The 19,033-nt window shown below is 75.5% G+C and carries 19 protein-coding genes; 6 read left to right on the forward strand and 13 right to left on the reverse strand.

Annotation, left to right across the window (positions count from 1 at the left end):
• Together DMP17_RS32805 and DMP17_RS32810 are read left to right on the forward strand one after the other, a co-directional pair.
• On the forward strand, nt 1-891 hold the full coding sequence (locus DMP17_RS32805) for a PAC2 family protein (RefSeq protein ID WP_226357200.1): 891 nt from the start codon (nt 1-3) through the stop codon (nt 889-891).
• A gap of 16 nt (nt 892-907) precedes the next feature.
• The gene (locus DMP17_RS32810) at nt 908-2,026 is read left to right on the forward strand and encodes an MFS transporter (protein WP_337831566.1); all 1,119 of its coding nucleotides are present in this window, start codon (nt 908-910) and stop codon (nt 2,024-2,026) included.
• Between the two features lie 4 nt (nt 2,027-2,030).
• On the opposite strand, the gene DMP17_RS32815 is transcribed toward DMP17_RS32810, so the two are convergent.
• The 4 genes from DMP17_RS32815 to DMP17_RS32830 form a co-directional block, all read right to left on the reverse strand.
• The gene (locus tag DMP17_RS32815; protein WP_337831567.1) at nt 2,031-2,390 is read right to left on the reverse strand and encodes a DUF2237 family protein; all 360 of its coding nucleotides are present in this window, start codon (nt 2,388-2,390) and stop codon (nt 2,031-2,033) included.
• A gap of 56 nt (nt 2,391-2,446) precedes the next feature.
• On the reverse strand, nt 2,447-3,685 hold the full coding sequence (gene mshC / locus DMP17_RS32820) for a cysteine--1-D-myo-inosityl 2-amino-2-deoxy-alpha-D-glucopyranoside ligase (protein WP_337831568.1): 1,239 nt from the start codon (nt 3,683-3,685) through the stop codon (nt 2,447-2,449).
• An 88-nt stretch (nt 3,686-3,773) separates the two neighbouring features.
• Nucleotides 3,774-3,953: a hypothetical protein gene (locus DMP17_RS32825; protein WP_226357204.1), complete on the reverse strand. Its 180-nt coding sequence runs from the start codon at nt 3,951-3,953 to the stop codon at nt 3,774-3,776.
• Complete coding sequence (locus tag DMP17_RS32830; RefSeq protein WP_337831569.1) at nt 3,950-4,942, reverse strand: bile acid:sodium symporter family protein; 993 nt, start codon at nt 4,940-4,942, stop codon at nt 3,950-3,952. The genes DMP17_RS32825 and DMP17_RS32830 overlap by 4 nt, the downstream gene beginning before the upstream one ends.
• Nucleotides 4,943-4,991: 49 nt before the next feature.
• Between DMP17_RS32830 and DMP17_RS32835 the strand changes: the two genes are divergently transcribed.
• Together DMP17_RS32835 and DMP17_RS32840 are read left to right on the forward strand one after the other, a co-directional pair.
• Entirely contained in the window at nt 4,992-5,897 is a 906-nt protein-coding gene (locus tag DMP17_RS32835; RefSeq protein WP_337831570.1) for a LysR family transcriptional regulator, read from the forward strand.
• A gap of 11 nt (nt 5,898-5,908) precedes the next feature.
• Nucleotides 5,909-6,688 (forward strand): transporter substrate-binding domain-containing protein, encoded by a 780-nt coding sequence (locus DMP17_RS32840; RefSeq protein ID WP_374203885.1) that lies wholly within the window; start codon nt 5,909-5,911, stop codon nt 6,686-6,688.
• A gap of 88 nt (nt 6,689-6,776) precedes the next feature.
• On the opposite strand, the gene DMP17_RS32845 is transcribed toward DMP17_RS32840, so the two are convergent.
• Nucleotides 6,777-8,735 carry a vWA domain-containing protein gene (locus DMP17_RS32845; protein WP_337831571.1) on the reverse strand — a complete coding sequence of 653 codons (1,959 nt, stop codon included), beginning with the start codon at nt 8,733-8,735 and terminating at the stop codon, nt 6,777-6,779.
• Entirely contained in the window at nt 8,728-10,122 is a 1,395-nt protein-coding gene (locus tag DMP17_RS32850) for a sigma 54-interacting transcriptional regulator (RefSeq protein WP_337831572.1), read from the reverse strand. The genes DMP17_RS32845 and DMP17_RS32850 overlap by 8 nt, the downstream gene beginning before the upstream one ends.
• A 104-nt stretch (nt 10,123-10,226) precedes the next feature.
• Here DMP17_RS32850 and DMP17_RS32855 point away from each other — a divergent pair, with 104 nt between their 5' ends.
• Nucleotides 10,227-10,877 (forward strand): TetR/AcrR family transcriptional regulator, encoded by a 651-nt coding sequence (locus DMP17_RS32855; protein WP_226357209.1) that lies wholly within the window; start codon nt 10,227-10,229, stop codon nt 10,875-10,877.
• Entirely contained in the window at nt 10,874-12,049 is a 1,176-nt protein-coding gene (locus DMP17_RS32860; protein WP_226357210.1) for an oxygenase MpaB family protein, read from the forward strand. The genes DMP17_RS32855 and DMP17_RS32860 overlap by 4 nt, the downstream gene beginning before the upstream one ends.
• 2 nt (nt 12,050-12,051) lie before the next feature.
• Here the strand turns inward: DMP17_RS32860 and DMP17_RS32865 are convergent, their stop codons facing one another.
• The 7 genes from DMP17_RS32865 to DMP17_RS32895 all read right to left on the reverse strand — a co-directional run bounded on the left by DMP17_RS32865 (nt 12,052) and on the right by DMP17_RS32895 (nt 19,026).
• The gene (locus tag DMP17_RS32865) at nt 12,052-12,825 is read right to left on the reverse strand and encodes a DUF6885 family protein (RefSeq protein ID WP_337831573.1); all 774 of its coding nucleotides are present in this window, start codon (nt 12,823-12,825) and stop codon (nt 12,052-12,054) included.
• Complete coding sequence (locus DMP17_RS32870; protein WP_337831574.1) at nt 12,822-13,727, reverse strand: M56 family metallopeptidase; 906 nt, start codon at nt 13,725-13,727, stop codon at nt 12,822-12,824. The genes DMP17_RS32865 and DMP17_RS32870 overlap by 4 nt, the downstream gene beginning before the upstream one ends.
• A gap of 79 nt (nt 13,728-13,806) precedes the next feature.
• Entirely contained in the window at nt 13,807-14,148 is a 342-nt protein-coding gene (locus DMP17_RS32875) for a BlaI/MecI/CopY family transcriptional regulator (protein ID WP_100880464.1), read from the reverse strand.
• A 73-nt stretch (nt 14,149-14,221) separates the two neighbouring features.
• On the reverse strand, nt 14,222-14,731 hold the full coding sequence (locus DMP17_RS32880) for a L,D-transpeptidase (protein ID WP_226365091.1): 510 nt from the start codon (nt 14,729-14,731) through the stop codon (nt 14,222-14,224).
• Nucleotides 14,732-14,922: 191 nt separating this feature from the next.
• Entirely contained in the window at nt 14,923-15,663 is a 741-nt protein-coding gene (locus DMP17_RS32885; RefSeq protein ID WP_226365090.1) for an enoyl-CoA hydratase, read from the reverse strand.
• 10 nt (nt 15,664-15,673) lie between these two features.
• A complete protein-coding gene (locus DMP17_RS32890; protein ID WP_337831575.1) occupies nt 15,674-18,001 on the reverse strand; it encodes an FUSC family protein in 2,328 nt (775 codons plus the stop codon).
• A 41-nt stretch (nt 18,002-18,042) separates the two neighbouring features.
• Complete coding sequence (locus DMP17_RS32895) at nt 18,043-19,026, reverse strand: SGNH/GDSL hydrolase family protein (protein WP_226357216.1); 984 nt, start codon at nt 19,024-19,026, stop codon at nt 18,043-18,045.
• Nucleotides 19,027-19,033: the final 7 nt, after the last annotated feature.

The raw sequence follows: 19,033 nt of genomic DNA on the forward strand, positions 1-19,033 counted from the left end.
ATGACCGACCGAGAGCCGAGCATCACGGGTGGCGACAGCACTCCGCAGCTGGTCGATCCGGTCCTCATCGCCGCGTTCGAGGGATGGAACGACGCCGGTGAGGCCGCGAGCACCGCGCTGGAGCACCTCGAGCTCAGCTGGGACGCGAAGCCTCTGACCTCGATCGATCCCGAGGAGTACTACGACTTCCAGGTCACGCGCCCGCACGTCAAGCTCTCCGACGGCGTCACCCGGCGGATCGAGTGGCAGACCACGCGGCTGTCGTGGGCGACGCTGCCGGGCACCGACCGGCATGTCGTCCTGGTGAACGGGATCGAGCCGAACCTGCGCTGGAAGACGTTCTGCGCGGAGCTGGTGGGCCACGCGGAGCGTCTCGGCGTGACGAAGGTCATCACATTGGGAGCCCTGCTCACCGAGGTCCCGCACACCCGTCCGACGCCGGTGAACGGCACCTCCTGGGACGCGGAGTCGCAGAAGGCGATGGGCACCGAGCCGTCGAACTACGAGGGCCCGACCGGGATCGTCGCGGTCTTCCAGCAGGCCTGCGTACAGGCCGGCATCCCGGCCGTCTCCTACTGGGCCGAGGTGCCGCACTACGTCTCGCAGGCCCAGGTCCCCAAGGCCGCGGTCGCGCTGCTGCACCGGATCGAGGAGTCCCTCGACGTCGAGGTGCCGCTCGGGGTGCTGCCGGAGAAGGCCGAGGAGTGGGAGCGGACCGTCTCGGAGATGGCCGACGCCGACGACGAGGTCCGCGAGTACGTGCGCCAGCTGGAGGAGCAGGCCTCGGAGTCCGACGACGAGGAGGCCCGCACCGAGCTGCGCGAGACCTCCGGGGACTCCATCGCGGCGGACTTCGAGCGCTACCTGCGCCGCCGCGGCCCCAACTCCTGACCGGCCGCGGCTCGTGGTGGCGCTGCGCCGAGCGGCGCTGTTCCTGGGCGCCTTCCTCGGGCCCTTCGGCGGTGGCCTGACCGCGGCGATGCTGCCGGAGCTGGGCGCCGACTTCGGCGTCCCGACGGCGACGGCGTCGGTCTCGATCACCGCCTACCTGCTGCCGTTCGCCGGGGTCATGCTCGTCTCGGGCACCCTCGGCGACCGGTGGGGCCGGGGCCGCACCGTCGTCGCCGGGTACGCGCTCTACGTCGTCGCCTCGCTGGCCTGCGTCCTGGCGGTGGCCTGGCCGGTCTTCCTGGCCGGGCGGGCACTGCAGGGCGTCGCGAACGCGTTCACCACTCCGGTGCTGCTGGCGGCGCTGGCCGCCGCGGTGGAGCCGGACCGGCTGGGCCGGGCGCTGGGCTGGTTCGGGTCGCTGCAGGCGGCCGGGCAGACCTCGGCACCGCTGGTGGGCGGGCTGGCCGCGGAGCTGGACTGGCGCCTGGCCTTCGGCGGGGCCGCCGTGGTCGCGCTCGGGCTGGCGGTGATCGGCACCCCCGGGGGCGCGGGCACCGCGCCCGCCGACGCTCCCCCGCGTCTGCGGGCGGCCTGGACCGGTCCGGTGCTGCGGCTCGGGCTGGTCGCCGGGATCGGCTGGGGCTGCCTGGCGGGCCTGAACTTCCTGCTGGCGCTGCGCCTGGAGGAGACCTTCGGCCTCGGGGCGGGCGGGCGCGGGCTGGTGCTGACCGCGCTGGGCGTGGCCGGCATCCTCACCGCCCGGCTGATCGGGGGCGCGGTGGACCGGTTCGGCGCCCGGCGCTGCGTGGTCGCCGGGACCGTCGTCGGCGGGGTGCTCGTCTCGCTGATCGGGGTGGTGCCGGTGCTGGGCGTCGTCGTCGCGCTGTGGGCGCTGGGCGGGGTGTGCGGCCAGCTGATCCTGGTCGGGGTGAACACCCTGGTCCTGGGCGCGAACGGGGGCGGCGGCGCGGTGTCGGTCGTGCAGGCGGTCCGCTTCGCCGGGACGGCCGCGTCGCCGGTGGCGCTGACGCCGGTCTACCACGCGGACCCGGTGCTCGCGTTCCTCGCGCCCGCCGCGCTGCTGGCGGCGGGCGCGCCCGCCGTGCTCGCGGCCGACCGGCCGCGCCGCGCCTGAGCCCTCACCCGGCGGCGTGCGCCCGCAGGTCGCCGAGGTCGACCCACTCGAGGGTGCGGGCGTGCGTCGCCTCGAGCACCACCGGCGGTGCGACACCCTCGCGCAGCGCCTCGGCCCAGCGGCTCGCGCACAGGCACCACCGGTCCCCCGGCACCAGGCCGGGGAACCCGAACCCCGGGTTCGGGGTCGTCAGGTCGTTGCCCTGCTCGCGGGCGAAGTCGAGGAACTCGGCGGTGACGCGGGCGCAGACGGTGTGCACGCCCGCGTCCTCGCCACCGGTGTCGCAGCATCCGTTGCGGTAGAAGCCGGTGAGCGGATCCGTCCCGCAGGTCTCCTGCTCACCGCCCAGCACGTTGAGGGCCATCCGTGGAGTCTCCCGGCCGGGCGCCCGTCGTGCCGGCCGGGTGGGTACCGGACCGGCTACAGGCGCACGCCGAGCAGGGCGTCCAGCGCGGTGCGCACCTGCTGCGGGGCCGTGGTGTCGGTGCCGCGGCGGGTGAGCGCCTCCTCCGCCCAGGCGTCGACGGCGGCGAGCGCACCGGGGGTGTCGAGGTCGTCGGCGAGGTGGGTCCGCAGCTTCGCGACCAGCTCGGCCGCGTCCGGCCCGGCATCGAGACCGACGGCCTCGCGCCAGCGGGTCACCCGGCGGTCGCCCTTCGCGTGCACCTCGTCGGTCCAGGACCGGTCGGTGCGGTAGTGCCCGTTGAGCAGGGCGACCCGGATGACGTTCGGGTCGACGCGGGCGTTGCGCAGCTTGGAGACGAAGACCAGGTTGCCCTTGGACTTCGACATCTTCTCGCCGTCGAGGCCGATCATGCCGGTGTGCACGTAGTGCCGGGCGAACGGGTGCTCACCGGTGAGTGACTCGGTGTGCAGGGCGCCGCACTCGTGGTGCGGGAAGATCAGGTCCGAGCCGCCGCCGTTGAGGTCGATCTGCGGGCCGAGCCGGTTCAGGCCGATCGCGGCGCACTCCACGTGCCAGCCGGGGCGGCCGCGGCCGAGGCCGGAGTCCCAGGCGGGCTCGCCGGGGCGCGCGGTGCGCCACAGCAGCGGGTCGAGCCGGTTGCGCTTGCCCGGCCGGTCCGGGTCGCCGCCGCGCTCGGCGGAGAACCTCAGCATGGTGTCGAGGTCGTAGTTCGACTCGTAGCCGAAGTGCCCGGTGGCGGTCACGTCGTGGTAGACGTCGGGGTACTCCGGGTCGTCGATCCGGTAGGCCGCACCGGCGGCGACGAGCTTCTCGACCAGCTCGGCGATCTCGGGGATCGCCTCGACCGCGCCGACGAACTGGCGGGGCGGCAGCACCCGCAGCGCCTCCATGTCCTCGCGGAACAGGGCGGTCTCGCGCAGGCCCAGCACGACCCAGTCGTCCTGGTCGCGCTCGGCGCGCTCCAGCAGCGGCTCGTCGATGTCGGTGACGTTCTGGACGTAGTGCACGTCGTGGCCGAGGTCGCGCCAGTAGCGGTTGACCAGGTCGAACGTCAGGTAGGTGGCGGCGTGGCCGAGGTGGGTCGCGTCGTAGGGGGTGATCCCGCAGACGTACATCGTCGCGACCGGGCCCGGCGCCGTGGGCCGGACCCGGCCGGTGGCGGTGTCGTGCAGGCGCAGCGGCGGGCCGCTGCCCTCCAGTGCCGGGACGTCGGTCGGGGCCCAGGTCTCCATGCGGTCAAACCTACCTAGCTCTCGGAAGCGGTCACGCATGCGAACGCGCGGCGTCCGTCGCAGATTCCGGTGCGGGACGGGGTGCCGGTCACCACCACTCGACGTCGAGCTTGGACTCGATGTCGCGGACGTGCCGGCGGGCGCAGGCCGGGCACAGCCGGCCGTCGCGGCCGCGCTCGTCGCGGTCGGACACCCAGCCCGCGACGGCGGCGACCCCGGCGTCGTCGGGACCGGGGGCGCCGCAGAGGCGGCAGACGGGCGGCGTCACGCCCGCGATGGTGCTCCGGCGGCCCGGTCGGTGTCGAGCGCCGCACGTCGCCTGCCGACCCGGTCGGCGATCATCGCGCAGGCCATCAGCTGGATCTGGTGGAACAGCATGAGCGGCAGCACCACCAGCGCCCCGGCGGGGCCGCCGAACAGCACACCGGCGATCGGCAGCCCGCTGGCCAGCGACTTCTTCGACCCGCAGAACACGATCGCGATGCGGTCGGCGTCGTCGAAGCCGAGCGCGCGGGCCCCGAACGAGGTCACCACGAGCACCAGCGCGAGCAGCACCAGGCAGATCCCGAGCAGCACGAGCAGCGAGACCGGGGTGAGCCGTCCCCAGATCCCGGCGACGACGCCCTCGCTGAACGCGGCGTAGACGACGAGCAGGATCGACCCGCGGTCCACCAGCGAGAGCCGCTTCTTGTGCCGGGCCACGAACCGGCCGATCAACGGCCGTGCGGCCTGCCCGGCGAGGAAGGGCACCAGCAGGCGCAGCGCGATGTCACCGAAGCTCGACGCGTCGAACCCGCCGCTGGTGGCCAGCAGCAGCGCGGCCAGCACCGGGGTGAGGACCACCCCGAGCACGTTCGACACCGACGCCGCGACGATCGCGGCGGGCACGTTGCCGCGGGCGATGCCGGTGAAGGCGATCGAGGACTGCACGGTCGACGGCAGACAGCACAGGAACACGACGCCGGCGGCGAGCGGCGCGGGCAGCAGCCACTCCGGCAGCAGCAGTACCGACAGGCCGAGCAGCGGGAACAGCACGAACGTCGCCGCCAGGACGGTGCCGTGCAGCCGCCAGTTCCGCAGCCCGCCCAGCGCCTCGGTGGCGGAGAGGCGGGCGCCGTAGAGGAAGAACAGCAGGGCGATCGCGGCGGTGACGGCGACGTCGACGACCCCGACCGCCGCGCCGCGCGCGGGGAACAGCGACGCGACGCCGACGGTCACGAGGAGCAGCACCAGGAACGGATCGGGACGGACTCGCATGGGTTCCATCCTGCAAGCCGTCCGCCCATCGGGAAACCGACTGATCACCATGACTGTGTCCGCGATCTATGATGACCGGGTGCTCGACCCCGTCCAGCTGCGGTCCTTCGCCGCCGTCGCGCGTGCCCGCAGCTTCACCCGGGCCGCCGCCACGCTCGGCGTCGGCCAGTCCACCGTGAGCCAGCACGTGCGGCGTCTGGAGGCGACGGTCGGCCGCCCGCTGCTCGACCGCGACACCCATTCGGTGTCGCTCACCGTCGACGGCGAGGCGATGCTGGAGTTCGCCGCCACCATCCTCGACGCGGGCGACCGGGCGATGGCGCACTTCCGGGCGTCGCGGGTGCACGGCCGGGTGCGGTTCGGGGTGTCGGAGGACCTGGTCCTGACCCGGCTGCCCGCGGTGCTCGCGGACTTCCGCCGCCGCCACCCCGAGGTCGACCTGGAGCTGACCGTCGGCCTGGCGGGCGGGCTCGAACACCGCCTCGACGCCGGGGAGCTGGACCTGATGTTCGCCAAGCGCCTCCCCGGCCCCGACGACGGCCGGCTGGTCGTCCGCCGCGACCGCTTCGTCTGGGTCGGGGCGCCCGGGCTGCCGCTCGGCCCCGGCGACCCGGTGCCGGTCGTCGCCTATCCCCCGCCGAGCCTGTCGCGCACCGCCGCCGTCGGGGCCCTGGAGACGGCCGGGCGGCCGTGGCGGATGGCCTGCACCAGCGGCAGCCTGTCCGGCCTGCGGGCCGCCGCGCTCGCCGGGCTGGGCGTGCTCGCGCACGCCGCGACGCTGGTCCCCGACGGGCTGGAGGTCGTCGGGGACCGTGCCGGGCTGCCCGCGCTGGGCCCGGTGGATCTGGTGCTCGCGCACGGGCGGCGGCGCAGCGACCCGGCCGAGGCGCTGGTCCGCAGCATCCGCACCGCGGACCTCCGTCCGGAGTCGTGGACACCCCCGAACGGCGGCTAGGGTCCCGGGCCGTGCGCCGCCTGCCGATCGTCCTGCTGCTCGCGATGCTGGTCGCCGGATGCGGTGCGCCCGCCGCACCGGGGTCCCCGACGCTGGACCGGGTCGCGTCGTCGCACGTGCTGCGGGTCTGCTCCACCGGGGACTACCGGCCGCTGACCGCGCTGGCCGCGGACGGCACCTGGTCCGGGATCGACGTCGACATGGCCCGCGACCTCGCCGCCGAGCTCGGCGCCCGCGCCGAGCTGGTCCGCACGACCTGGGCGACGCTGCTCGACGACGTCGTCGCCGGGCGCTGCGACATCGCCGTCGGCGGCGTCTCGGTCACCCCGGACCGCGCGGAGCGGGCCGTGTTCACCGAGCCCTACCTGCGCGACGGCAAGACACCGATCGCGCGCTGCCCCGACGTCGCCCGCTACGGGACGGTCGCCGACATCGACCGGCCCGGCGTCCGGGTCGTGGTGAACCCGGGCGGGACCAACGAGCGCTTCGCCCGGGAGACCTTCACCCGCGCGACGATCGTCGACCACCCGGACAACTCCACGATCTTCGACGAGATCGTGGCCGGCCGCGCGGACCTGATGGTCACCGACGCGATCGAGACCCGCTGGCAGGCAGCACAGCACCCCGGGGTGCTCTGCGCGGTGCACCCCGACGCCCCGTTCACCGACTCGGAGAAGGCCTACCTCACCCCTGCCGGGGACCCGGCGTTCACCGGGCGCGTGAACGACTGGCTGCGCACCGCCCGCACCGACGGCACCTGGGACCGCCTCGCCCGCCCCTGGCTCGGCTGAGTCCACACCCCCTGCCGGGCAGCCACACCCGGTGCGACGGGTGTGGCTGCCGGTCAACGGGTGTGGCTGCCGGGACCCGGCCGCGCGGTCAGCCGGTGCGGCGGCGCAGGTAGTCCGACACCACCTCGGCGCCGAGGCCGTCGAGGTCGGGCTGCACCACCCGCCCCCCGGCGCGGCGGGCGAGCCGGTTCACGAACGACAGCAGCCCCGGGTCGTCGCCGAGCACGAAGAACGTGAACGCCGCGTCCATCCCGATCAGCCGGTCCAGCCCGTCGACGGTCGCCCGCAGCGTGTGCGGGCTGGGCGGGTAGTCGAAGAACGCCTCGCCGTCGCGTTCCAGGTGCGCGGTCGGCTCGCCGTCGGTCACCACCAGGACCACCGGCGTCGCGTCGGGCTGGCGGGCCAGCCGTTCCCGGGCCAGGAGCAGGGCGTGGTGCAGGTTGGTGCCCTGCATGTACACGCCCTCCAGCCCGATCAGCTCGGCCAGGTCCACGGTCTGCGCGTGCCGCCCGAAGGTGATCAGCGACAGGTCGTCGCCGCGGAACCGGGTGGAGATGAGCTGGTGCAGCGCCAGCGCGGTGCGCTTCATCGGCACCCACCGGCCCTCGGCCACCATCGACCACGACGTGTCGACCAGCAGCGTCACCGCGGCCCGGGTGCGCTGCTCGGTCTCGACGATCTCGACGTCGGACACGTCGAGCGCCCGGTCGTCGCCGCCGGCGCGACGCAGCTGGGCGTTGAGCAGGGTCCGCGGCACCGACCAGGCCTGGGTGTCACCGAAGGCCCACGGCCGGGTCGCCCCGGTCGCGTCGCCCGCCGCCCCGGCACGCCGGGTGTCGCGCTGCCCCTGGCGCCCGGAGATCCGGTCGGCGACGTCGCGCAGCACCGACTGCCCGAGCGTCCGCAGCGCCTTGGGCGAGAGCATCAGCGAGCCGTCGGGGGCGCGGCGGAACAGGTCCTGGCGCTGCAGCTCGCGTTCCAGCTCGGCCAGGGTGCGGGCGTCGGCGGCGGCCTCCGGGCCGAGCATCTCGGTGAGCGCGTCGAGGTCGATGTCCTCCATCCGCGCGCCGGGGTAGCTCTGCGCGAGCTGTTCGGCCAGGGCGTCGAGCTGCCCCAGCTCCTCCATCGCGCGGGTCGCCTCGCCCATGCCCATCGGGTTCTCGCCGCGGAAGTTGCCCTCCCCCGACCAGTCCTCGCCCGGGCGCAGGCCCTGCAGCTGGGCGTCGAGCCGGGCCAGCGACTGCGACAGACGCGGGTCGCCGAACGCCTGCTGGGCCAGCTCGGCCAGCTCGGCGCGCTGCTCGGCCGACATCGAGTTCATCATCCGCTGGGCCGCGGCGGCCCGGGCGGCGAGGGCGTCGACCAGCTCCTCGGTGTTCTGCGGGTTCTCCGGGAAGTGCTCGCCGTGCTCGCCCATGAACTCGGCGAACTGCTCGGTGGTGTCCTCGCCGCGGGCGTGGCGGTCGAGCAGGTCGTTGAGGTCGTCGAGCATGGCGTTGATCCGCTCGACGTCCTCGGGGGTGGCGTTCTGCATCGCCTGCTTCATGCCCTCGAAGCGCTGGTCGAGCATCTCCCGGCCGAGCAGGTCGCGGATCTCCTGATAGGCCTCACGGGCGTCGGAGGACCGCCAGTCGTAGGAGTTCAGCTCCCGCACCGAGCCGCCGGTGTCGGGCGGCAGGGCGTCGAGCTGCATCTCGCGGAACCGCGCGTCGTCGGAGTCCTCGTTGCCCAGCGCCTCGCGCTCGGCGTCGAGGGCCCGTTGCAGCAGCTCGCGGACCTCCTGCAGGGTCCCGTCGATGCGGTTGTCGCGCTGCAGGTCCCGGCGCCGCTCCCACACCCGGCGGGTGAGGTCGTCGAGCCCGCGCCGCCCGTCGAGGCCGCGACGGAGCAGCTCCTGCAGCGCCTGGCGCGGCGAGGAGCCCTCCATGACGTCGCGGCCGATCTGGTCCATCGCCGCGCGGATGTCGTACGGCGGCGCCAGCGGGTCGGGCCCGCCGGCGTAGGGGCCGTAGGCGTACCGGCGGCGGCGACGCCTGGGATCAGCCATACGACACCGTGTCACCGTCGTCGGACTCGTCCTTGGCGAGCTTGCGGGTCAGGAACAGGTACTCCAGCGCCAGCTCCGCGGCCGAGGCCATCGGGCCCGGGTCCTCGGTGCCCGCGGCGCCGAGCTTGGCGGCGATCTCGGTGAGGGCGTCGACCTGCGGCAGCGCGGCGACGACGTCCTTCGCCGGGATCCGCTCGCCGGTCCGGACCGGGCGGGTCGAGACCGCGACGGCCAGCTCGTCGAGGTCGACCCCGCGCAGCGCGAACCGGGCGGTGTCGGCGGTCGCGCGGCGCAGCAGGTGCTCGAGCACCTCGTCCTCGCGGCCCTCCTCCCCCGACGCGAACTCGATCTTGCCGCGGAGCACCGCGGGGACCGACTCCAGGTCGACGGGCCGGGCGTAGGGGGTCTCCTCGCCGGTCAGCGCGGCACGGCGCAGCGCCGCGGCGGCGACGGTCTCGGCCGCGGCCACGGCGAACCGGGCCGACACCCCCGAGCCCTGGTCGACCGCGGAGGAGTCGCGCAGGTGCCGGGTGAACCGGGCGACGACCTCGAGCAGGTGCCGCGGCACCTCGGCGACGAGCTCGGCCTCCTGCGCGACGAGCTCGACCTCGGCGGCCAGCTCCAGCGGGTAGTGGGTGCGGACCTCGGCGCCGAACCGGTCCTTGAGCGGGGTGATGATCCGCCCGCGGTTGGTGTAGTCCTCGGGGTTCGCGCTGGCCACGAGCAGCACGTCCAGCGGCAGCCGCAGCGTGTAGCCGCGGACCTGGATGTCGCGCTCCTCCATCACGTTGAGCAGCGCGACCTGGATGCGTTCGGCCAGGTCGGGCAGCTCGTTGATGGCGACGATGCCGCGGTGCGACCGCGGGACGAGCCCGAAGTGGATGGTCTCGGGGTCGCCCAGCGAGCGACCCTCGGCGACCTTGACCGGGTCGACGTCGCCGATCAGGTCGGCGACCGAGGTGTCGGGCGTGGCGAGCTTCTCGGTGTAGCGGTGGTCGCGGTGCACCCAGGCGACCGGCAGGTCGTCGCCGAGCTCGGCGGCGCGCCGGATCGAGGCGGGCACGATCGGCTCGTAGGGGTGTTCGCCGATCTCGGAGCCCTCGATGACGGGGGTCCACTCGTCGAGCAGGCCGGCCAGCGAGCGCAGCAGGCGGGTCTTGCCCTGGCCCCGCTCACCGAGCAGGACGAGGTCGTGACCGGCGATGAGGGCCCGCTCGAGCTGCGGGACGACGGTGTCGTCGAAGCCGACGATGCCGGGCCAGGGGTCGCGGCCCTCGCGCAGGGCCGCCAGGAGGTTGTCGCGGATCTCGTGCTTCACGGGGCGCTGTACGTGACCGGACGCACGCAGCGCACCGACGGTACGGGGAAGGTCAGGTGTGACGGGCACGATCTCCACGCTACGCCCGGTTCCGGGGTGCAGCGCGTCGTCGCGGAACCGCGTTCCGCGCACCGGACTGGAATCTGTCTGGTTGTACAGATAGTTTGTCGGGTATGGCCGACCCCACCCCCGACGGGCGACGACGACGCGGCGCCGACACCCGTCGCGCGCTGGTGCGGGCCGCCGTCGACGTCGTCACCGCGCACGGCTTCGACCGGCTCACCCTGCGCCAGGTCGCCGACCGCGCCGGCGCCTCGGCCGCGTCGGCGACCTACCACTTCGGCACCGTCGACGCGCTGCTGGAGGCGGTCGCCGCCGAGCTGGAGCACGACGCCGTCGCACGGCTGGGCGAGCTGACCCGGCGGGCCCGCTCCGGTGACCTGACCCTGCTCGACGCCTGCACCGCCTACCTGGTCGACCTGCTCGGCCCCCGCCGGCCGGTGTTCCTGACCATGCTGGAGCTGCGCGTCCGCGTCGCCCGGGGCCACGGCGGCACCGCCACCGGCCCGGCCGCCGCGGAGCCCGACGCGGCGCTGGTCGACCTCATCCAGGACCACGTCGGGAACCGGGAACGGGCCCGCGAGCTGTTCGCCGGGGTCTTCGGGCTGTCCGCGCTGGCCGCGTTCGCCCCCGTCCCGCCGGGCGAGCCCGAGCTGCGGGCCCGGATGGCCCGGCTGCTCGCCGGAGCCGGGCTCGCCACCCACGACGACCGCGCCACCCCGCACGAGACCCCGCACGAGACCCAGGAGGACCGGTTCCCGTGACCGCCACCCGACCCCCCGGCGCGCCCGACCGCGACGCCCTCGCCGCTCGCTTCGGCCCTCGGCGGGCCGACCTCGCGCTGCGCGCCCGGACCGCGGGCGACCCGCTCGCCGACGCCGTCGTCGCCGAGATCCGTGCCGCGGGCCGCGAGGGCGGCCGCGCGCTCACCGCGGCGCTGCAGCGCGGCATCCGCGACGGGCTCGCCTCGCTGACCGATCCCTCCCCCGCCCTCGCGGCCCTGCTCACCTCGGCCGAGTCGCTGCCCGCGGGCACCGACCCCGCGATGCTCGACACCGGGGTCCGGCCCATGTTCACCGCGCCCCCCGCGGTGCACACCCTGTCGCTGTCGGCCGGGGCGCTGCTGCGCACCTACGGCTCCCCGTCGATCGCAGTGCTGCTCGGCACCACCGGACGGCTGGTGGAGTCCGCCGAGCGCCGCCTCACCGAGACCGGCACCTGGCTGCTCGCCGCCACCCTGCCCGGCGGCATGCGCCCCGGCAGCCCCGGCTACGTCGGCACCCTGCAGGTCCGCGTGCTGCACGCCCACATGCGCGTGCTCGCCCGCGAGCGCGGCCTCGACGAAGCCGTGCACGGCGTCCCGGTCAACCAGGTCGACCTGGTCCGGACCTGGCTGGACTTCACCCTCGTCTCGATGCGGGCCGAGGCGACCATCGGGTTCGGGCTCACCCCCGCCGAGACCACCGAGGTCTACGCCTGCTGGCAGCTGCTGGCCCACCAGCTCGGCATCGACCCCGAGCTGGTCCGCGACGTCACCTCGCACGCCGACGCCGAGGAGCTCGACGCGCTGGTCACCGCCGTCACCGGACCGCCCGCCCCCGAGTCACGCGCGCTGGCCGGGGCGCTGATCGGGGCCGTCGCCGCGCTGCTCGTCCAGCCGCTGCGGCTGCCCGTGCCGCAGGGGCGCCGCCTGCTGCAGGCGCTGGCCCGGCGCTTCCACGGCGCCGCGGTGACCACCGGGCTGGGTCTGCGGCGCAGCCCCGGCTGGGAGGTGGCCGTCGCCGTCCTGGGGCGGGTGATCGCGGTGCAGCGCCGGTGGGTCCGGCGCAGCCCGGCGTCGCTGGAGGCCGCGCGGGTCCGCAACGTCGCCGCCACCCGGGCGCTGCTCGCCGACGACCGCGGCGGCCCCTCCCTGTTCGAGACGCACGGCGCCTGAGGTCAGGCCGGGTCGTCCCACCAGCGCTCGGACAGCCCGGCGGCCCCGACGGCCGCGGTCAGCGCGTCGCGGCGCCGGTCCGGCCCGACCAGGACCAGGCCGCCGTGGCCCAGCGCGGCCGCGACCCGGTCGGCGGGCTGCAGGTGCCCCGGCCCGAGGTCCGGCGAGCCGAGCTGCGGGTAGGTGTCGGCGACGGCGAGCAGCGGCCCGCCCGGCCCGTCCCGGCGCCCCCACGGCGCGACGACGTGCGCGACCGACCAGTCCGGCCCCGGCCGGGCCCCGGCGTCGAGGTCGGCGACCGGGGTGGCCGCGGCGACAAGCTCCCCGGTCCACAGCGCGGCCAGCACGCCGACCGGGCCGTCGGCGATGACGGCGTCGAGCAGCGCGGTCAGGCGCGAGGCGGTCCAGTCCCCCGCGGCCGGGACCGCGGCGAGCGACTCCCCGGAGAACTCCTCGACCGCACGACCGAGACCGGCCACCGGGGTGCCCGCCCGCCCGTCGTCCGCGGCGACCGGCAGGCCCCGCAGGTAGTCGGCGTCGGCCGGCGCCCCGGGCGGCCGCGACGACGCGTCGTCGCCCGCCCGCACCCGGGTGCCCGCCGCGTGCGCGAAGGCGGCCACGGTCGGTGCCGGCAGCGACGAGAGCGCGGCCACGAGCAGCCGGGCGACGAACGGCCCGGCCAGCTGGTCGGGCTGGGGCAGCGACGCCGCGTGCACCCGCAGCAGCGCCTCCGCCCCGGGGAACGCACGGACCGGACCGGGCGCCGGGGTGCTCACGGGGCCACCAGCAGCCACACCGGAACCGCGACCAGCGCGACGGCGACCAGACGGACCAGCCAGCGCACCAGCACCGGCAGCGGCGCGGGCGGGGAGGTGATCCGGTCGATCCTGGCCTCCAGCGCGTCGGTGAACGACGACAGCGCCGCCGCCGGCGCGGACCCGCCGACGGCCTTGAGCGCGGTCGCCAGCTCGGTCGGGTCGCACAGCCTGCGGGCGACGTCGTCGGCCCGCATCTCGATCAGCCGGGCGACCGCGAGCTGGGCGTGCACCATGCCGCGCACGAACGGCGCCGTCGCACCCCACGCCACGAAGGGCAGCACGACCAGGTCGTGGCGTTCGCGCAGGTGCGCCCGCTCGTGCGCGAGGACGGCGACGACCCCGGCGGTGTCGAGCGCGTCCAGCACCCCCGCCGACACCACCAGCCGGGAGCTGCGCCCGGGCAGGCAGTACGCGACCGGGACGGGGTGGTCCAGGACGCGGGTACCGGAGGCGTAGGGCCAGGGCGTGGCGAGCACGTCGAGCAGGTCGCGGTGGCGGCGGCGGGCCCGCAGGGTCCGCACGGTGGTGATCACCAGGACCGACAGCAGCCGCAGCAGCACCCCGACTGCGATCAGCAGCGCCCCGACGTGCAGCGGGTCCATCCGGTCCGGCCACTGCCCCGCCGACACCGACGCCGACAGCGCCGCGGCGGCCGAGGGCAGGCTGTGGCCCATCGGGGAGAGCCCGTAGGCCAGTCCCGCGCCGAACAGCGAGATCCCGCCGCCGAGCCCGACGGCCTGCCACAGCAACAGGGCGCCGACGGGGTCGCGGCCGGGCCAGCTCGCCCGGGCCAGGGCACGGCTGACCGGCTCGGCGAGCAGTACGCCGAGCAGTCCGAGTCCGAGCGCGGTCAGCTGCATCGCGTCACATCGTCGCGGAGCGCGCGACGCGGCGCCGCATCACCCCCGCGACCGGACAGGGTCCTCGACCGTCCGGCGCTCAGCCGAGCAGGTCACGCAACCGCGACCGCTCCTCCTCCGACATCGAACCGAGGAACCGCGCGAGGGCGGCACCCCGGTCGGACGCGTCGTCGAGCGCGTCGGTCATCAGCTCGGCCACGTGGTCCTCCCGGCTGGCCACCGGGCGGTAGTGGTGGGCGCGGCCGTCGCGGATGCGCCGGACCAGCTGCTTGCGCTCGAGCCGCCCGAGGACGGTGAGCACGGTCGTCGTGGCCAGGTCGCGGTCGGCGAGCTGGTCCTGCACCTCACGGGCGGTCATGTCCCGGTCGGTCTCCCAGAGGACGTTCATGACCGCCCGCTCCAACTCGCCCAGACTCGTCACGAAGGTCATCCTACGCGAACCTTTCTACCTCGCGTAGAACCCCTGCGGGAGATGGCTCACACCGGGCGTGTCGTCAGTGGATCTGCACCTGGTCGCCGACCTGGAGGTAGCCGAACCACTGGCGGGCGTCGGCCTCGGCGAGCTTGACGCAGCCGGCCGAGGGGGTCGAGAGGTCGCCCTGGTGGAAGGCGATCCCGCCCTGGGCGAAGAACACCGACCACGGCATCTGGGTCAGCCGTTCCCGGCTGGTCCACTCCTCGGCCTTCCACTGCACGGCGAAGGTGCCGGTCGGCGTCGGGGCCTCCGGGTCGCCGGGGCGCATCGCGACCGGTCCGGCGACGACCTGACCGGCGTCGACGAGCCAGGTGGAGCGGCTCTCCAGATCCACGCAGGCCCGCGCCGAGGACGTGCACGGTGTGCCCGGGACGAGCTCGCCGGTGGCGACCTGCCGGTCGGTGGGGTCGGGCTGCTCCGACGGCTCGGCCAGGGCGGGGCCCGCCACGAGCCCGGCGGTCAGGGCGCCGGTCAGGGCGACGCCCACCGCGAGGAGCCCGGCGGTCCGGCTCCGTCCCCGTGCCCGCATCCGTCCGCCCCTCCGCCGGGCCCGGCGGGCTCGACGTCCTCGGCCCGCCCGGACCGACCGGACGCGCTGCGCAGCCGGTCGGTTCCGGACGGTAGCCCAACATGATCTTGGGCTGAACGGGTGTATCACATACCGCCGATCGACGGTTGCCGGGGTGCGCCGGACGGTCGTTGCGGCGTCCAGTACTCCGGTCAGCGGCCCCGGAACACCGGGGTGCGCTTCTCGGTGCGGGCGGCGCGGCCCTCGGCGATGTCCTCGGCGGCCCAGCAGCCGCGGAAGTCCGCGGTCAGCCCGTCGACGACGGCCGGGTCGGTGTGCCCGCCGCGGCCGAACGCGTCCACCGAGCGCTTGTTGTAGGCCAGGGTCAGCGGGGCCATGGTGGCGATGTCGCGGGCCAGGGCGAGCGCGGCGTCGCGGTCGCCGAGGGTGTCGGCGAGGCCGCGGGCGTGCGCGGTGGTGGCGTCGACGGTGGCGCAGGCCAGCAGCAGGCTGCGGGCCGTGCCGCCGCCGGCGATCTGCACCAGGCGCTCGATCGTCCACGGGTCCACGGCCAGCCCGAGCCGCGCGGTCGGCAGCCCGAACACCGCCTCCGGGGCGGCGACCCGCAGGTCGCAGGCCAGGGCCAGCTGCAGCCCGCCGCCGATCGCGGGCCCGGTCACCGCGGCGACGGTCGGCATCGGCAGGTCGGCGACCGCGTGCAGCCCGGTGTAGAGCGCGTCGAGGAACTCGTCGGTGTAGACCTCCCCGAAGTCGGCGCCGGAGCAGAACGCCGGCCCGTTCCCGGCGACGACCACCGCCCGTGCGCCGGCCGCGCGGACCTCGGCCGCGGCGTCGACCAGCTGGCGGCAGGTCGCGATGTCCAGGGCGTTGCGACGCTCGGGGCGGTTCAGCTCGATCAGACCGACGTCGTCGTGGGTGCTCACGGAGATCACGGGCCGGACCCTAACCCGCGGCCGCGGCCCCGGACCCGTCCGCGTGACCGGCGCCGCGCCCGGCGGGGGCGGGCTCGCTCCAGGTCTGTCCGCACAGCTCCCGGGCCAGCCCGACGGCGAGCTGGTCGATCCGGCGCAGCAGCCGCGCCGCGGCCAGCCGGCGCGTCCGCTCGGTCCCGGCACCGGCGGCGGTCCGCGACGCCGCGTCCGCCTCGGCGGCGTCGAGCAGCTCCTCCGCGGAGCCGACGCCGTAGTCGGCGGGACCCGCGCCACTCGGGTGCTCGCGCCGGGCGGCGGGGCCCCAGCCGTCGTCGAGGATGCGACGCAGGCCGTCGAGGTCGGCGCGGACCCGCTCGGCCGCGGGCTCCAGGGTCGCGGCCCAGCCGGGGACCGACGCGGTCGCGGCCTGGGCGGCGAGCTGGCGGGTGTAGTGGTCGACGGCGCCGACGACCCGCACGGTGTGGTGCACCCCGCGGCGCAGCGGCCTGCGGGCGACGGGGTGCTGCAGCGGCACCGCGCGGGTCCGCACGGTGGCCACCGCGGTGTCGACGGCGCGGGCCTTCTCCAGCGGGTCACCGGCGCCGGGGCGGCCCAGCGCCGCGTCGACCGAGGTGCGCAGGGAGACGTCGACGGCGGTGAGGGCGTCGTCGAGTGCCTCGGCGAAGGCCGTGCGCGAGCGGGTGGGCAGGATCAGGTAGGCGGCGAGCATGCCCAGCGCGCCGCCGACGACGGTCTCCTCGACCCGCAGCACCAGGGTCTGCACGCTGAACTGGCCGATCACGCCGTAGAGCAGCGCCAGCACCGCGGTGATCCAGAACGCCATCATCGCCTGCGAGATCCGCACCATGTACAGGGCGAGGAACACGCAGACGAACAGCAGCGCGAGGCTGGCGACGACGTTGCCGCCCACCAGCAGCGCCAGGAGCATCCCGGCCACGACCCCACCCGCGGTGCCCACCGCGCGGGCCCAGCCGCGGCTCAGGACGTCGCCGCGGCTGGCGGTGCCGGCGAACACCACGAACGCGGCGATCACCGCCCAGTACCAGCGGGCCGGGGAGATCAGCTCGCCGACGACGATCGCGAGGCTGGTGGCGACGCCGACCTGCACGGCCTGGCGGGTGTGCAGCGCGAGCCCGCCGAACCGGTCCCGGCCCGCCGGCGGCTCCACCTGCTCCGGGACGGGCTCGGGTGCCGGGTCGCCGCCCGCGGTCTCCCGGTCGGTGTCGTGGTGCTCGGCGATCCGCAGGCGGGCCTGCTCGACGGTGGTCTGCATCGCGTCGGCGAGCCGGACCACGGCGAACCCGATGCGCTGCTCGCGCGCGGCGGGCCCGACCCCGGCCGGCCGGTCCACGATGCCGGCGACGGCGGACCGTGCGCCGTCGTAGAGGCGGGCGGCGATCGCGCCGGGCGTCCCGACGGCGGTGGCCGCGGCGAGGGCCCGCAGCCCCTCGGCCAGCTCGGCGCGGTCGTCGTCGGGGATCGGGTCGTGGTGCTCGACCGACCGGCGGACCGACATGGCGACCCGTTCGGCGGCGAGCTCGGAGTCGATGATCCACTGCCGCAGGCCCGCGACGGGACCGGCCGCGGCGTCGGGGCCGTCGTCGGTGTCGTCCAGCCGGTCGGTCACCAGCAGCGCGGTCTCGTTGAGCCGGGCCTGGGCGCGCACCAGCGGGTCGAGGTCGGGCTCACCGGCGGTGGTCTCCACCGCCTCGACCGCGGTGAGCAGCAGCGCGTGCAGCCGCGCCTCGAACGCGCGGAACAGCGCGTCCAGCACGGCCTCGGAGCGGCGGGTGAACACCAGGCAGCGCAGCAGGAAGGTGCTGCCGATGCCGATCACCGCCCCGGCCAGCAGGTACGGCAGCTCGCCGGGACCGGCGTGCAGGAACTGCACGAAGAAGAACGGCATGAACGCCGCCATCCCGAGCGCGACCCCGCGCGGCCCGTACCGCCGGACCGCGACGGCGACCATCATGACCAGGACGAACACGACGTCGGCCGCGACCCGGTTCGTCGCCAGCAGCGCGGACACCGTCGCCGACGCCGCGGCGGGCAGGACCATCAGGGCGGTGGTGACGCGCCGCCGTCGCAGGTCGTTCTCGTTCACCGCCAGGTTGCTGATCATCGCCAGCACCACGGAGAACAGCACGATCGTGATCGGCTGCCCGGTCAGGGCGCGCAGCACGCTCGCGGCGACCGCGGCCAGCAGCATCGCCGCGGTCGCGACCGAGGCCAGGTGCAGCCGGGTGTGGCCCGGGTCGACCGCGGCCGCCCACGTCCGCAGCTCGTCCCACCGGGCCGGCACCGGCAGGCGTCGTCCCCGCTCGACCGTCCCCGTCACGGTGCGAGTCTGACACGCACCGCGGCCCGGAGGTCCCTGCCTCAGTTCGCGGTGCGGGCCTGCGGCGGCAGCGACGCGGTCGGCACCGGGTTGGTCGCCCCCGGGACCGGCTGCGAGGTGGGCCGGGCGACCCGGATGCCGAGCACGTCACCGGCGGCCGCGGCCATCGCGCGCATGCCCTGGGCGTTGGGGTGCACCGGCGCGGCGGGCGAGGTCGGGACCAGGCCCTCGACCCACTTCACGCCGGGCAGCGTGCAGGCGTCGTGGCCGATGGTCGGGGTGTAGGTGTCGACGTAGTCGACACCGGCGTCGCGGGCGGCGTCGGCCAGCATCGCGTTGAGCTTCTTCTCGGTCTCGCGCAGGTAGGCGGTGTCGCCCGGGCTGAACGGGATGACCGGGTAGCAGCCGGGACCGGTGTCCGGGAGGATCGACGGGTACCCGACGACGGCGACCCGCGCGGCCGGCGACCGGTCGCGGATCTTCGCCAGCACGTCGGACACCTTGGACTCGGTGCCGTCGATCCGCTCGGCGAGCTGGTCGGTGCCGCCCGCGGTGTAGAAGTCCTTGCAGGCCGCGCCGAACAGGTTCGCCGAGGAGCGGCGCACGCACTCGGTGATGATCCCGGAGAAGCCGATGTCGTTGCCGCCGATGGTCAGGGTGACCAGCGACTCGGAGCCGTCGAGGGCGTCGAGCTGCGGCGGGTTCGGGCCGGCCTGGACCTGCTGCGGGGCCGTCATGTCCTCGGTCGTCGCGCCGCTGCAGGACACGTCGGTGAAGCGGCCGATGCCGGCCGAGCGGGCGAGCACCGACGGGTAGTTCTGGTTGGAGCGCAGGCACCCGGACGGCGTGCCCTGCTGCACCGGGACCAGCGGGCCCGCGGCGTAGGAGTCGCCCAGGGCGACGAAGCGCCCGACCGGGGCGGTGTCGAGGTTGCGCGCGGACAGCGTGGTCTCGGCGAACGTGGTCGGCGCCTCCGCCTGCGCGGGCGCGAGGGCGCTCATCCCCGCCGAGCTCAGCAGGGTCATGGTCGCC

The sequence above is a fragment of the Pseudonocardia sp. TMWB2A genome (assembly GCF_017312135.1).